This window comes from Vibrio sp. CCB-PB317 (assembly GCF_022808245.1).
GTDB lineage: Bacteria > Pseudomonadota > Gammaproteobacteria > Enterobacterales > Vibrionaceae > Vibrio > Vibrio diabolicus.
Genome location: NZ_JALGNU010000002.1, coordinates 1,246,670 through 1,260,324, shown reverse-complemented (window position 1 = coordinate 1,260,324; position 13,655 = coordinate 1,246,670). Strand labels below are relative to the sequence as shown.

General features: G+C 44.9%; 11 protein-coding genes. 8 read left to right on the top strand and 3 right to left on the bottom strand.

Translation table 11 applies throughout. The features are described 5' to 3' along the window. Positions 1–167 precede the first annotated feature (167 nt). From MTR11_RS14715 to choV, 7 genes are all read left to right on the top strand, one after another. Positions 168–2,189, top strand: coding sequence for a diguanylate cyclase (locus MTR11_RS14715; RefSeq protein WP_395201027.1), 2,022 nt, complete (start codon positions 168–170; stop codon positions 2,187–2,189). Between the two features lie 525 nt (positions 2,190–2,714). Continuing rightward, positions 2,715–3,314 (top strand): transcriptional regulator BetI, encoded by a 600-nt coding sequence (betI, locus tag MTR11_RS14710; RefSeq protein WP_005392557.1) that lies wholly within the window; start codon positions 2,715–2,717, stop codon positions 3,312–3,314. A gap of 18 nt (positions 3,315–3,332) precedes the next feature. Next, positions 3,333–4,793 carry a betaine-aldehyde dehydrogenase gene (betB, locus tag MTR11_RS14705; RefSeq protein ID WP_243327931.1) on the top strand — a complete coding sequence of 487 codons (1,461 nt, stop codon included), beginning with the start codon at positions 3,333–3,335 and terminating at the stop codon, positions 4,791–4,793. Positions 4,794–4,974: 181 nt separating this feature from the next. Next, positions 4,975–6,690, top strand: a complete 1,716-nt coding sequence (gene betA / locus MTR11_RS14700) for a choline dehydrogenase (RefSeq protein ID WP_048624935.1) — start codon at positions 4,975–4,977, stop codon at positions 6,688–6,690. 38 nt (positions 6,691–6,728) lie between these two features. Continuing rightward, on the top strand, positions 6,729–7,667 hold the full coding sequence (locus tag MTR11_RS14695) for a choline ABC transporter substrate-binding protein (RefSeq protein ID WP_005392553.1): 939 nt from the start codon (positions 6,729–6,731) through the stop codon (positions 7,665–7,667). A 78-nt stretch (positions 7,668–7,745) separates the two neighbouring features. Further along, complete coding sequence (gene choW, locus MTR11_RS14690; RefSeq protein ID WP_243327930.1) at positions 7,746–8,588, top strand: choline ABC transporter permease subunit; 843 nt, start codon at positions 7,746–7,748, stop codon at positions 8,586–8,588. Between the two features lie 2 nt (positions 8,589–8,590). Next, positions 8,591–9,769, top strand: coding sequence for a choline ABC transporter ATP-binding protein (gene choV / locus MTR11_RS14685; RefSeq protein WP_006741028.1), 1,179 nt, complete (start codon positions 8,591–8,593; stop codon positions 9,767–9,769). A 103-nt stretch (positions 9,770–9,872) separates the two neighbouring features. On the opposite strand, the gene MTR11_RS14680 is transcribed toward choV, so the two are convergent. Beyond that, positions 9,873–10,529 (bottom strand): NAD(P)H-dependent oxidoreductase, encoded by a 657-nt coding sequence (locus MTR11_RS14680; RefSeq protein WP_031780265.1) that lies wholly within the window; start codon positions 10,527–10,529, stop codon positions 9,873–9,875. A 238-nt stretch (positions 10,530–10,767) separates the two neighbouring features. On the opposite strand from MTR11_RS14680, the gene MTR11_RS14675 reads away from it, so the two are divergent. Continuing rightward, positions 10,768–11,172 (top strand): globin, encoded by a 405-nt coding sequence (locus MTR11_RS14675; protein ID WP_243327929.1) that lies wholly within the window; start codon positions 10,768–10,770, stop codon positions 11,170–11,172. An 84-nt stretch (positions 11,173–11,256) separates the two neighbouring features. Here MTR11_RS14675 and MTR11_RS14670 read toward each other — a convergent pair whose 3' ends face one another. Further along, a complete protein-coding gene (locus tag MTR11_RS14670) occupies positions 11,257–12,039 on the bottom strand; it encodes a slipin family protein (protein WP_005373196.1) in 783 nt (260 codons plus the stop codon). A 10-nt stretch (positions 12,040–12,049) separates the two neighbouring features. Continuing rightward, on the bottom strand, positions 12,050–13,426 hold the full coding sequence (locus MTR11_RS14665) for an NfeD family protein (protein WP_243327928.1): 1,377 nt from the start codon (positions 13,424–13,426) through the stop codon (positions 12,050–12,052). Positions 13,427–13,655 lie beyond the last annotated feature (229 nt).

Sequence of the window (13,655 nt, the reverse complement as noted above, 5' to 3'; positions counted from 1 at the left end):
ATCTAAAGATGGTGATTTATTATTCAGCGCAAAATACATGGGAATATGAGGCTGGCTGAATAACCTTCAGCTACCTTAATAATAAAATAACCAGAATTCTCTATTACACTGAAGTAACTACCCATTAGGGAAGAGCAATAATGTCACTATTTCATTCGCTTAGGACGATGCCACTACTATTGGGGTGTCTGTGTCTTTCTATTCAGGCATCCGCAGAAAAGGTTGAACAAGAAGGTAAGTTTTTACAGTCGCTAGAAGGCATTGAAAATCAAATTTACGCATTACCTCAGAGCTCTTTGGCTTTGATTGAGGCGTTAGAAGAAGACTCTCTACTACAAAATCAACCAACAGAGCTACTGGTACGTTATTGGCTTGCAAAGTCCACGGTTCTAGAGCTACTTGGGCGCGCGGAAGAGAGCCAAAACGTCGCACAAAAAGGGTTGGAACTTGTGCGTCCACAAAGCCATGAGTATCTCTTATTTAAGTTGATTCAGATGCGAACTATGGTCGGAAAGAGCGATATCGATACCGCGCTTTCTTCGTTGGATAGTTTGTTGGAAACATCGCGTGAAAATGGCGATAAGCAGCTCGAGTCGGAGATCCTGTTGCTAAAAGGACGTTACTACGATGAGCAGGGCGAGTTTAAAAAATCCTATGCCGCAATTATGTCGTCGATGGATGCGGCTGAGTCCTCTGGCGTTCAAGGATTGGTCGAACGGGCGGCGCTAGAGCTTGGTGACGTACTGGTCAAAATTCAGGGCTATGACCGTTCAGAAGCATTGTTGGAACAAGCGTACCGTTATTTTAGGGATAGACGCATGTCGTTCAATGAGCTGCTGAGCGTCTTAACGATAGCAAAGCTTCATAAGGCACAGTTCCAATACGAAGAGGCGATTGTATCGTATCAGAGAGCGCTAAAGCTCGCGCAAATCATTGGTGACGGGCGCTTTAGGTTTCGAGTTAACCTCGAGCTTGCTGCGTTATACCGTGAGACGAACCAAGAAAATAAGATGGTTCGCCACTTAAAGTTGGCGGAGAACTTACAGTATAGAGAAACCTCTAGCGCCTACTTAGCTACATTTAAGCTGTTGCAAGCCGAATATATGCTAGAACAGAAGCAGTTTGAGACACTTCTAGCGATGATCGCGCCTATGTTGCCGGAAATTATCGAGAGCCGATATGTTAAGCAACAGCAAATGGAACTACTAAAAGTGGCTGCCATGGCCTACGCGGGAAGCAATGACTTTAAATTAGCGTATAAAACTTACGGCAACTATCACGATAAATTCATCCAATTTAGCAACCAAAGAGAAGTTGAAAATCTTGAGCGCCAGCAGACGTTATTTGAGTTGGAACGACTTGAATATGAGAACGAAGATCTCAACTGGAACAACGTGTTGCAGCGTATGGAACTGGAAAATAACCGTCGCACCTTTTATCTATTGGGTGAAGCGCTACTAGCACTCATTGGTGTTCTCTTTATGATGGCAGTGGTATTCCTTGTTGTGAATCGATCACGTTTAAGAATGCGCCGCCTAGCAAAGACAGATACGTTGACAGGGTTATTCAATCGCCGTTTTTTAGAAGATTGGTTCACTAAACCCGTTGAGACGAAACGTGAACGCAAAGAAAAGCCGACGCCTCAATCTAAGCAAGAAAAGGTGCAGCATTTTGTGTCTGAGCAAGTCGAGCAAGTTAAGTACGGCTACCTAGCTTTAAACAAATGGGTGGATAGCAAACTCGATAAACAGAAAATGGTGCCAAAGAAGCCGCAGTCGGGGCCGGTAAGTTTAGCGCTAATCGATGTAGATTATTTTAAACAGGTAAATGATACCTATGGACATGTGTTCGGTGATGCCGTACTAACAGGCGTTGCCAAAGTGCTAGAAGAGACGGTGCGTGAAAATGACATTGTTGCACGCTTTGGTGGTGAGGAGTTTGTCGTTGTGATGCCCAATACCGATCATGAAGACTCTCTCATTACCGCTGAACGATTACGTAGCGCTTTATCCTTACATGGGTTCGTCACGGAACAGAATGAAGAAGTGAGAGTGACCTGTAGTTTTGGTGTTGTGACGACTGAAGATAGTGAGATGAATTTTAAATCACTCTGTGATCAGGCGGATAAATTACTTTATCAAGCTAAAGCGGATGGACGTAACTGCGTGAAAGGGCGCAAGCTGACCTAATAAAATCAAGAATGCAGGCTCATCAAACGGTGAGCCTGAACTCATCCTTCCTACTGATTACTCCAAAATCGCTTAAGAGTATCGAATTACATACTCATAGCGTTCAGTATTTTCTACTCGTTTTATCTCCCCCATTTTCAAAGTACTAATGTCACTTGTGTATACGAAGCTATAACACACGAGTATGTCTGTTTTTTATACAAACAAAGCCGATACAGGTGAAATGATTAGTGGTCGATGTAAAATTTTTCTGGTGTGGATTTTTGTGGCACGAAAAAAAATTCTCTGAAAGGTGTATTAAAAATTGATACTTCAATAAGTCATTGGTTTATTTGTGTTTTTATTTGGATTTTTAAACACATCTTTGACTTTCACGACAAGTTATTGCATGGAAATTTTGCGTACACCATCAACTTTCCTTCCTTTGTTAATAACCTTTTTCTTAAAAAATGATTTGAGTTCGAACTAATTTTCAGGCATTTTATATTTAACTAACCGTTCAATTAAAAATAACAAGGACGCAAAATGCCAAAGGTGGGGATGCCTGAAATCAGAAAGCCGCAGCTTGTAAAAGCGACAATGTCAGTGATTGATAGAGTCGGTTTACACGCGGCGAGTATTTCGTTAATCAGCAAAGAAGCCGGAGTATCAACGGGGATTATCAACCACTATTTCGGTGGTAAGCACGGATTGCTGGAGGAAACGATGCGCGAAATCTTGCGTCAGCTTTCGTCCACCATCACGCAGAAGTTGCGTGAGCTGCCAAGCGATGCTCATCATCAGAGAATTAATGCCATCATTGACGGTAACTTTGTCGGCTATCAGGCAGAAAACCAAGTTGCGAAGACTTGGCTGGCGTTTTGGTCGTACTCAATGCATGACGAACAGCTTAAGCGTTTGCAGCGTGTCAATGAACGACGTCTATTGTCCCACCTAAGAAAAGAACTCAAAGCATTATTAAATGCAGAGCAGGCCGAGCTGGTTGCTCATGGTATTGCGTCACTTATCGATGGTATTTGGCTGCGCGGAACGCTCAACCCGCAAGGCATTGATGCAGAAAGAGCGAGAATCATCATCAACGACTATCTCGACAAACAACTTACGTTTTATTCTGAAAAAATATAAAAGTCACAGGTCTTCAAAATGGAAATGAAAGCACACTATATCAATGGTGCGATGTACAACGGGTGTTCAGATGAGCACTTCACCACTTACAATCCGGCGAATGGTGAGCCATTGGCCAACATTAAACAAGCGAACCAAGACGATCTCGAAGCGGCGATTGAGTCGGCAAAGAAAGGTTTTGCTGCATGGTCAGCAATGACTGCGGTCGAGCGTAGCCGTATTTTACACAAAGCCGTTGCCATTTTACGTGAGCGTAATGATGAGCTGGCTGCATTAGAAGTGGCAGATACTGGTAAGCCAATTCAAGAAGCTATCGCGGTTGATATAACGACAGGTGCCGATGTTCTTGAGTACTATGCGGGTCTTGCTCCAAGCTTGCAAGGTGAGCAGCAGCCACTCAGCGAAGACCAGTTTTTCTACACACGTCGCGAGCCATTGGGCATTTGCGCAGGTATTGGCGCTTGGAATTATCCAATTCAAATTGCGATGTGGAAATCGGCGCCAGCACTTGCTGCGGGCAACGCTATGATCTTCAAACCATCAGAAGAAACACCATTAACAGCGCTTAAGCTAGCAGAAATTTATTCAGAAGCGGGCATGCCAGATGGCGTATTTAATGTCGTACAAGGGGATTACCGAGTAGGGCAGATGCTAACGGCGCATCCTGACATCGCAAAAGTATCGTTCACGGGCGAATCAGGCACCGGTAAAGTCGTCATGAGTGACAGCGCCAAGACACTAAAACAAGTAACGATGGAGCTGGGTGGTAAGTCTCCACTGATTATTTTTGATGATGCAAAGTTAAACGATGCCGTTTCTGCGGCCATGGTGGCGAACTTCTATACGCAAGGTGAAGTTTGTACGCACGGTACACGCGTGTTTGTTCATGAAGGTATTTATGATGACTTTATCGCACAACTTAAAGCTCGAACTGAATTGTTAGTTGTCGGCGATCCGCTTGATGAGAACACGCAAATTGGCGCGCTGATCTCTAAAGATCATGAATCGAAAGTACTAGGAGCGATTGAAGCCGCGAAAGCGAGTGGCGCGACGTTACTGACTGGTGGCTACAAAGTAACAGAGAATGGCTTAGCCAATGGTAACTTTGTTGCTCCAACCGTATTTGTCGATTGCGATGATGACATGAGCCACGTTCAGCAAGAAATCTTTGGTCCGGTAATGTCAGTGCTGAAATTCCGTGATGAGTCGGAAGTGATTGCGCGTGCAAATGGCACCGATTATGGCTTGGCTGCAGGCGTATTTACTCAAAACCTATCTCGTGCCCACCGCGTGATTCATCAAATTCAAGCTGGTATTTGTTGGGTGAATACATGGGGCGACTCACCTGCGGAAATGCCAGTTGGTGGCTACAAACAATCAGGTGTTGGCCGTGAAAACGGTGTCGAAACCCTTAAACATTACACGCAAACGAAGAGTGTTCTGGTTCAGCTAAGCGACTTCGAAAGCCCTTACAAATGATACCAATCGTAGTAGATAACTGACCACTTTAGCTTGTTAAAATGCTCGATAACTGCGTTGTCAATTTTGATTGTAGGCTAACTACTTATCGAAAATTTCCGCCTTGTTCTCAAGCATTTTTCCTACGCTAATTTCGTTCACTTATCTACTGTGATTGGTATTAACTCCTAGGAGAATCAAAATGCAACAACACTACGATTATATCATCGTCGGTGCGGGTTCGGCCGGCTGTGTGTTAGCGGATCGCTTAAGTGAAAGTGGTCAATATTCGGTCCTATTACTCGAAGCGGGTGGGTCGGATAAAAGTATTTTTATCCAAATGCCAACGGCGCTTTCTTACCCTATGAACACTGAAAAATACGCGTGGCAGTTTGAGACAGTTGAAGAGCAAGGGTTGGATGGCCGTCAACTTCATTGTCCTCGCGGGAAAGTTCTTGGCGGTAGTTCGTCTATCAACGGCATGGTTTACGTTCGTGGACACGCTTGTGACTTTGACCAGTGGGAAGAGGAAGGCGCGAAAGGCTGGAATTATCAATCGTGTTTGCCTTATTTCCGTAAGGCAGAGTCTTGGATTGGTGGTGCTGATGAATACCGAGGCGATAACGGTCCAGTCGGCACATGTAACGGCAACGATATGAAGCTCAACCCGCTGTATCAAGCTTTTATTGATGCAGGCAAAGAAGCGGGCTACCCAGAAACAAAAGATTACAACGGTTATCAGCAAGAGGGCTTTGGCCCGATGCATATGACCGTTGACAAAGGCGTACGCGCTTCAACCTCTAACGCATACTTAAGCCGTGCCAAAAAACGCAAAAACTTCACCCTAATGAAGCGAGTGACAGTTCATCGCGTATTACTAGAAGAAACAGGCGCAGAAGGCAAGAAAGCGGTTGGTGTTGAATTTGAAAAATCAGGTTCAGTTCAGCAATGTTTTGCGAATCATGAAGTGATTTCGAGTGCTGGTTCGGTTGGCTCAGTTCAGCTGTTGCAGCTTTCAGGCATTGGCCCTAAAGAAGTATTAGAAAAAGCTGGCATTGAGGTGAAACATCCGTTGGAAGGGGTAGGTAAAAACCTGCAAGATCACTTAGAAGTGTACTTCCAATATCACTGTAAGCAACCTATCACGCTCAACAGCAAATTAGGTTTGGTGAGCAAGGGCTTGATTGGCACTGAGTGGATATTAACTCGCAAAGGCCTTGGGGCTACTAACCACTTTGAATCATGTGCGTTTATTCGTTCTCGTGAGGGACTAAAGTGGCCAAATATTCAATATCACTTTTTGCCAGCGGCAATGCGTTATGACGGACAAGCTGCTTTTGACGGTCATGGTTTCCAAGTGCACGTTGGACCTAACAAGCCCGAAAGTCGCGGCTCGGTAGAAGTTGTATCTGCGAATCCGAATGATAAGCCGAAGATTGAGTTTAACTACATTTCCACTGAACAAGATAAGCAGGATTGGCGTGATTGTATTCGCCTTACTCGCGAGATCCTCAATCAGCCAGCCATGGATGAGTTTCGTGGTGATGAGATCCAGCCGGGTCTGAATATCACAACGGATGAACAAATTGATGAATGGGTGAAGCAGAATGTCGAGAGTGCTTACCATCCATCTTGTACCTGCAAAATGGGCGCAGACAATGACCCATTAGCGGTTTTGAATGAGCGATGCCAAGTACGCGGTATTCAAGGCTTGCGTGTGGTGGACTCTTCTATTTTCCCAACCATTCCGAACGGTAATTTAAATGCGCCAACTATTATGGTGGCAGAACGTGCCGCGGACATGATTTTGGATAACGCCCTGGAAACGTCGAACAACGCACCAGTTTGGATTGCACCGAACTGGCAAGAGATGCAACGAATGCATCCGCCAAAAAGAGATCTCGATTCGATCTCATAAAAACGAAAAAAGTCAGTAATCATTACAAGGAATTCAATATGTCTAAGATGACAAAAATCTTCTCAACAATCGCACTAAGTACTTTAGCAACAGGCGCTTATGCCAACCAATGTGAAACGGTACGTTTTGCAGATGTAGGTTGGACCGACATTACGGCGACCACCGCCGTGACATCTGAGCTGCTAAAAGGGTTGGGGTACAAAACGAAGACCGATCTACTATCGGTACCTGTTACTTACTCTTCTATGGCCAATGGCGATATCGACATTTTCCTAGGTAACTGGATGCCAACGATGGAAGGTGACATCGCGAAATACCGTGATGCAGGTACCGTTGAAACCGTACGCGCGAACCTCGTCGGCGCAAAATACACACTCGCGGTTCCAAAGTACGTTTATGACGCAGGCGTGACCAACTTCGCTGATCTAGTAAAACATGCCGACAAATTTAAAGACCGCATTTACGGCATTGAACCAGGTAACGATGGTAACCGCTTAATTCAGTCAATGATTGATAGCAACGCATTCGGCCTAAAAGACTTCAGCCTAGTCGAATCCAGTGAAGCTGGCATGGTGTCTCAAGTATCACGTGCTGCGCGCCGCAACCAATGGATTGTGTACCTAGGTTGGGCCCCGCACCCAATGAACAGCAACGTTGAAATGGAATACCTAGCGGGTGGTGACGACTTCTTCGGCCCTAACTACGGCGGCGCGAATGTCTACACAAACGTACGTAAAAACTACCTTGCTGAGTGTCCAAATGTAGGTCAGCTAGTGAAAAACCTAGAATTCAACCTAGAAATGGAAAACGAATTGATGGAAGCGATTCTCAACCAGAAGCAGAAACCGTCGAAAGCAGCGCAAGCATGGTTGAACGCAAACCAAGAACAAATTGAAGCGTGGCTAGAAGGCGTTAAGACGGTGGATGGTCAAGACGCAGTAACAGCAATTACAAACTATTTAAAAACTAACGCTTAATTAAGCAGTTTTTAAGCGCGTTTTTTTGAAAAAGAAAGTGGGCAGTCATGCCCGCTTCATTAACACAAAGGTTTTATTTTGAATTTTATTACGGACAACAAACTACCGTTGGGCCAATGGATGGAAACTGGCGTCGATTGGTTAACCATCAATGCATCGGGTTTCTTCGATGCAATCTCTATTACACTTGAAACGATCATTCTTTTCGTGGTGGACATTTTTAAATGGATGCCACCTGTAGCGCCAATCATTATGACGGCGGCAATTGCTTGGTTCTTACACCGCAGCATTCCGCTTGTTGTATTCATCGTGTTGGCCTTGCTCGCAATTCTCAACCTTGGTTACTGGCAAGAAATGCTGGAAACCTTTGTCCTTGTGTTTGCAGCGACAACGATTTCCGTATTAATTGGCGTGCCGTTGGGCATTATGGCGGCACACCGTCCTTGGTTATACACCTTGTTGCGACCAATCCTCGATTTGATGCAGACCGTACCGACATTCGTTTACCTAATTCCAACCTTGGTTCTGTTTGGCTTAGGTATTGTCCCTGGCCTAATCTCGACCATCATTTTCGCTATCGCTGCGCCAATTCGATTGACGTACCTCGGTATTATTAAAGTGCCGGAGGAGTTACTTGAAGCGGGCAAAGCATTTGGTGCAAGCCGCATGAAGTTATTGTTTAAGGTGGAATTACCTGCGGCATTACCAAGTATTATGGCCGGTGTTACGCAATGTATTATGTTGTCTCTCTCTATGGTGGTCATTGCGGCACTTGTTGGTGCTGATGGACTTGGTAAGCCAGTCGTACGTGCACTGAATACCGTAAACATCTCGCAAGGTTTTGAAGCGGGTTTAGCGATTGTACTCGTCGCCATCATTCTTGACCGCTTGTGTAAAGCACCAAACCAGAAGGAGGCTTAATCATGGACGCTATTACTATTCAAAATCTTGATGTGGTTTTTGGTCAGCAGCAGTCACAAGCGTTAGCACTACTAGACCAAGGCAAGTCTCGACAAGAAATCATCGACGAAACTGGCCAAGTGGTTGGGGTTGATAATGTTTCGCTGAACGTGAAACAGGGTGAGATCTGTGTTTTGATGGGGCTTTCAGGCTCGGGTAAATCAAGTTTGCTGCGAACAGTTAACGGGTTGAACGAAATTTCTCGTGGCTCTCTGAAAATTAAAGACGGCGACGACATGGTTGAGCTCTCTAACTGTGACGAACAGAAGTTGCGCCACCTTCGTACTCACCGCGTATCCATGGTGTTTCAGAAGTTTGCATTGATGCCATGGTTAACGGTATTAGATAACGTTGCGTTTGGTCTAGAAATGCAAGGCATTGGCAAAGCAGAGCGCCGTAAAAAAGCGCGTGAACAGCTCGAAATGGTCGGTTTGTCTGAGTGGGAAACGAAATTCCCGCACGAGCTCTCTGGTGGTATGCAGCAGCGTGTTGGCCTAGCGCGAGCGTTCGCGATGGACACAGATATCTTGTTAATGGATGAGCCGTTTTCAGCGCTTGACCCATTGATTCGTGCTCAGCTTCAAGATGAATTGATTCTGCTTCAAGAAAAGCTAAACAAAACCATTCTTTTTGTGAGCCACGACTTGGATGAAGCGCTTAAAATCGGTAACAACATCGCCATTATGGAATCAGGAAAGTTGATTCAACACGGCAAGCCAGAACAGATCATTCTTGCTCCAGAAAACGATTATGTGGCTGACTTTGTTGCCCACACTAATCCATTGAACGTACTTAAGGGACGCTCTTTGATGCGTGACGACTTAGTTCGTGAAGATGAGCGTGTTCTGATTTGCCCTGACAAAGATATTTGGGTGACCCAAGAGAGCAAAGGCTTAAGCTTAGCGGATACAGATAAGTCGTTGGTTCAATGGAAGAGCGATTCTTCGAACCTTGATGAGGTAAACGAAAATTCTCTGGTTCAGGTTAGCCCGGAAATCAGTATGCGAGAAGCGATTGAGCTTAAGCAGCGCAGCAATCAGCCTCTGCTTATGGTGGAGGACAACCAGTTAGTTGGTGTGTTAAGCGACAACGAGCTTTACGATGCATTGCTTGGTAACTTTAAGTCTGAGCAAGTGGCATAAAGTTAGAGTAGAGTTGAAGCCAAGCTAAAAAAGAGCCGCATATTAGTGCGGCTCTTTTTGTTTTAAACAATGATATAAATAGTTAAGCTAAGGAAACGGTCGATTATAGCGTAGTAATTACATCATCCATCGCAAGGCGAGCTTTTGGTAGACCATGATTATAATCTTCCCCGTCTTTGTGGTAGCCAATCGCCAGTGCAACTTCACAGACATGGCCTTCTAATTCTTCTTTGAATACTTCTCCAATCAGTGTTGGATCTACGCCTTCCATCGGCGTTGAGTCAATACCCAGACGAGCCAAGGTGTGTAGTAGATTGCCTAGCGCTAAATAGACTTGTGCTTTTGTCCAGTTCCCGTTAAAGCCATTTTCATCCGTATTTGCATCGGCAAAAGCGTAGGCGCCCATAAAGTTGTTGTACATTTCCGCCGGTAGGTGGCCAGACGTTACTTCGGCATCCACACGTTTCGCGAACTTCTCTTTGGTGAAGTTTGGATCGTACGCAAAAAGAATCGTATGTGACGCGGCTTTAGCGTGTGGCTGGTTAAACTGGTGCATATTTGCAAACGTATCGTGGAAACGTTGCTTGGCTTCATCACTTTCAATCACGATGAATTTCCACGGTTGCGAGTTAATCGAAGACGCTGAAAGACGGAGTGCTTCTTTGATGATTGCCATATCTTCTTGAGAAACGCGTTTGGTTTCGTCGTATTTTTTAGCAGTGTAGCGGCTGTTTAGATCAGTAATGATTTGATGAGACACGTTTGTATCCTTTTTATTTTTGTGACAAATGAGGATGCGCTTAGCATCGACAACCATGCGTACCTCGAATATGGATTCATAATACGGGATATTTTTTCATTGATAAGAGGGCGTTTATTTGAATCACTTTTTACTTTTTATTGAAAATTGGCGTGCTTCATAGGGTTAGGCATCATCATTTAGATGCTTTTGATGATTATTAAATTACACTCATATTAAGAGAGTAATGGAGAGCAACATGAACGTGATTCAAGTTTTCAACGATAGTTATGAACGTTGTATCGCGAACCAAGGCTTTTTCGACTTGTTTTACAAGAATTTATGGTCAAAAAGTACAAGCTTTAGACAAAAGTTTGATGGTATCGACATGCACCAACAGGTGCGAATGCTTAGAGGATCTATCGTGTTTTTTATGATGGCCGATACCTCTAACGAGGCGCACAAGATGGTGGAGAAATATGGTAAGAAGCATGCGAGTTCCGATATTGGCATTGAACCACAGGATATTGATGTTTGGTTTGAAAGCCTTATCGAAACGGTTCAAGAGTGTGATTTTGAATACGACGATGATGTCGAAACAGCGTGGAGAGCTTGTTTTAACACAGGTTTGTCGGTAATGAAGCGGGAGTGCTCCAAACACTAAAAGAGAAACTAAATGCTCTTCGAAAACAAGCAAGTTAAAGCAAGGAAGTAACGTGTAAACAGCTTACTTCCTTGAGTATGGCTTTTATTTGTCTTGTGTCTCTTTATTCTTTTTTACCGCTTCGGCGATATCACTGACGGCTTCGACAAGGTTGATCGGCATAGGGAAGATAATAGTCGATGTTTTGTCTGTCGTGATTTCCGTGAGTGTCTGCATGTAACGCAATTGCAGCGCATTCGGCGCTTCGTTGAGCATTTGAGCTGCCTCTTTTAATTTATTAGAAGCTTCTAACTCACCGGTAGCATGAATTATTTTCGCACGACGGTTACGTTCTGCCTCAGCCTGACGCGCTAGCGCTCTGACCATGCTGTCATTTAAATCAACATGTTTGACTTCAACCGTGGCAATCTTGATGCCCCAGTCATCAGTCTGTTGATCGAGGATGGATTGTAAATCCTTATTGAGACGCTCGCGCTCTGATAGTAATTCATCCAGTTCATGTTGACCTAATACTGATCGCAGCGTGGTTTGCGCTAACTGGCTGGTGGCATCGCTGTAACTTTCGATGTTGTTAATTGCCATTTGAGGATCGACTACGCGAAAATAAACAACCGCATTGACGCGCACAGACACGTTATCTTTGGTTATCAAGTCTTGTGTCGGCACATCCAAAACGACAGTACGTAAATCCACCCGTACCATTTGTTGGATAAATGGGATAAGAATGATTAAGCCAGGGCCTTTTACTTCTTGAAAGCGACCAAGAAAGAATACAACCCCACGTTCATACTCTCTCAAAACCTTAAACATTTGGGTCGCAAGTGCGAACAACAGCACCACGATCACCGCAACAGTATAGAGCATCATAAAGCGCCTCCTATTTATTTTGGCGGTCATCAGGCATCACGGTTAAGGTCAGCCCTTTCACATTCACAATGGTGACATGATCACCTTGTTTGAGTTGTTGATGGTCTTTGGTTTTGGCTCGCCATAGCGCACCGTCAAGCTGAACGCGCCCTTCGCCATCGATAAAGTCATCGCTCACGACAGCGATTTTCCCAGGGTAAGTTTCTAAACCTGTTGTCACACGTCGTCGGCGTATTTTGAGCAGCAGGCCGACCGTCAACACGATCAGCGCGACAGAAAAGATGGAGATACCGACAATTAAAGGAAGGGCGATCTGAAATCCTGGTAACTCACTGTCCATGAGGAAGATGGAACCGAGCACAAAGGCGACAACGCCACCTAAGCCCAAAATGCCAAAGCTCGGACTGAATGCTTCTGCGATCATCAGTGCAATTCCGAGTAACAGCAGACCAAGCCCAGCGTAGTTCACAGGCATCATTTGTAATGCATACATGGCGAGGAGCAAACAAATACCACCCAACACGCCGGGTAAGCCAATGCCTGGGTTGTAAAACTCAAGAAGCAAACCGTAGATACCAATGAGCATCAGGATGTAGGCGACGTTTGGGTTTGTGATAACGGCTAGCATTTCTGCTCGCCAATCGGGTGTTCTTTCAATCCATACGGGATTTTTCAGTGACAATGTCACATCACGATTGTTAACTTTAACAGTTTGTCCATCAATGGCTTTGACTAAATCCTCTGGTGAGTTGGCTATATAATCAATAACGTTTAATTCCAATGCCTCTGTGGCGTCCAAACTCGCTGCTTCGCTCACTGCTTTCTCTGCCCACTCTGCATTTCGGCCATGAAGCTTTGCTAAGCCTTTAATATAGGCTCTAGCATCATTAATCACCTTTTTCTCCATTGCGGTTTTCGCGGGAACTTTCTCTGAACCTTCGTTGGTTCCTTCTGACGTTTCTTCCGCGTTTTGATCTTTGCCATCATCCGATGAAGGGGGCTGAGGGGCACCACCTAACGCGACGGGCGTTGCCGCGCCAAGGTTGGTGGCTTCAGCCATGGCAGCAACGTGGCTGGCGAGTAAAATGTATGTCCCTGCGCTAGCCGCTCTAGATCCTGACGGGCCAACCCAAGTCGCAATTGGAGTGGAGGAGGTGGTAATCGCGTGAATAATATCTCTCATTGCGCTGTCTAAGCCGCCAGGAGTGTCCATCTCTAAGATCACTAAACTGACACCGTTGAGTTGCGCTTCTTCTATCTCACGAGACAAATAGTCGCTGGTAGCAGGACCTATAGCGCCTTTGACGGGAACAATCCAGACAGTATTGGCCAGTGCTTGACTAGCAAACAATAGTAAAGGTAAGACCCATATCCATAGTCGTTTCATGCAGTCCTCCTTGTGCGGTCACAGGGACTTTTTGAAAACCTAATTCAAGTATATACGCAGTAATACTAGTGCAAATAAGTAATTGATCACTCGAATTAGTCATATCAGCATTTATCATGGCACATCTGAGACTACGGGCCTTAATATGAATATCGGTAGTCACTAATCGTGGGGCGTCTGGTGTGAAAAGGTTCAACAAAAAGGCAAAGTGACGGTAATCACTTTGCCT

Bases quoted from the DNA above. Each gene is read 5' to 3' on its own strand.
- MTR11_RS14715 (WP_395201027.1), top strand. From the start codon at position 168: ATGCCACTACTATTGGGGTGTCTGTGTCTTTCTATTCAGGCATCCGCA.
- betI (WP_005392557.1), top strand. From the start codon at position 2,715: ATGCCAAAGGTGGGGATGCCTGAAATCAGAAAGCCGCAGCTTGTAAAA.
- betB (WP_243327931.1), top strand. From the start codon at position 3,333: ATGGAAATGAAAGCACACTATATCAATGGTGCGATGTACAACGGGTGT.
- betA (WP_048624935.1), top strand. From the start codon at position 4,975: ATGCAACAACACTACGATTATATCATCGTCGGTGCGGGTTCGGCCGGC.
- MTR11_RS14695 (WP_005392553.1), top strand. From the start codon at position 6,729: ATGTCTAAGATGACAAAAATCTTCTCAACAATCGCACTAAGTACTTTA.
- choV (WP_006741028.1), top strand. From the start codon at position 8,591: ATGGACGCTATTACTATTCAAAATCTTGATGTGGTTTTTGGTCAGCAG.
- MTR11_RS14675 (WP_243327929.1), top strand. From the start codon at position 10,768: ATGAACGTGATTCAAGTTTTCAACGATAGTTATGAACGTTGTATCGCG.
- MTR11_RS14670 (WP_005373196.1), bottom strand. From the start codon at position 12,039: ATGATGCTCTATACTGTTGCGGTGATCGTGGTGCTGTTGTTCGCACTT.
- MTR11_RS14665 (WP_243327928.1), bottom strand. From the start codon at position 13,426: ATGAAACGACTATGGATATGGGTCTTACCTTTACTATTGTTTGCTAGT.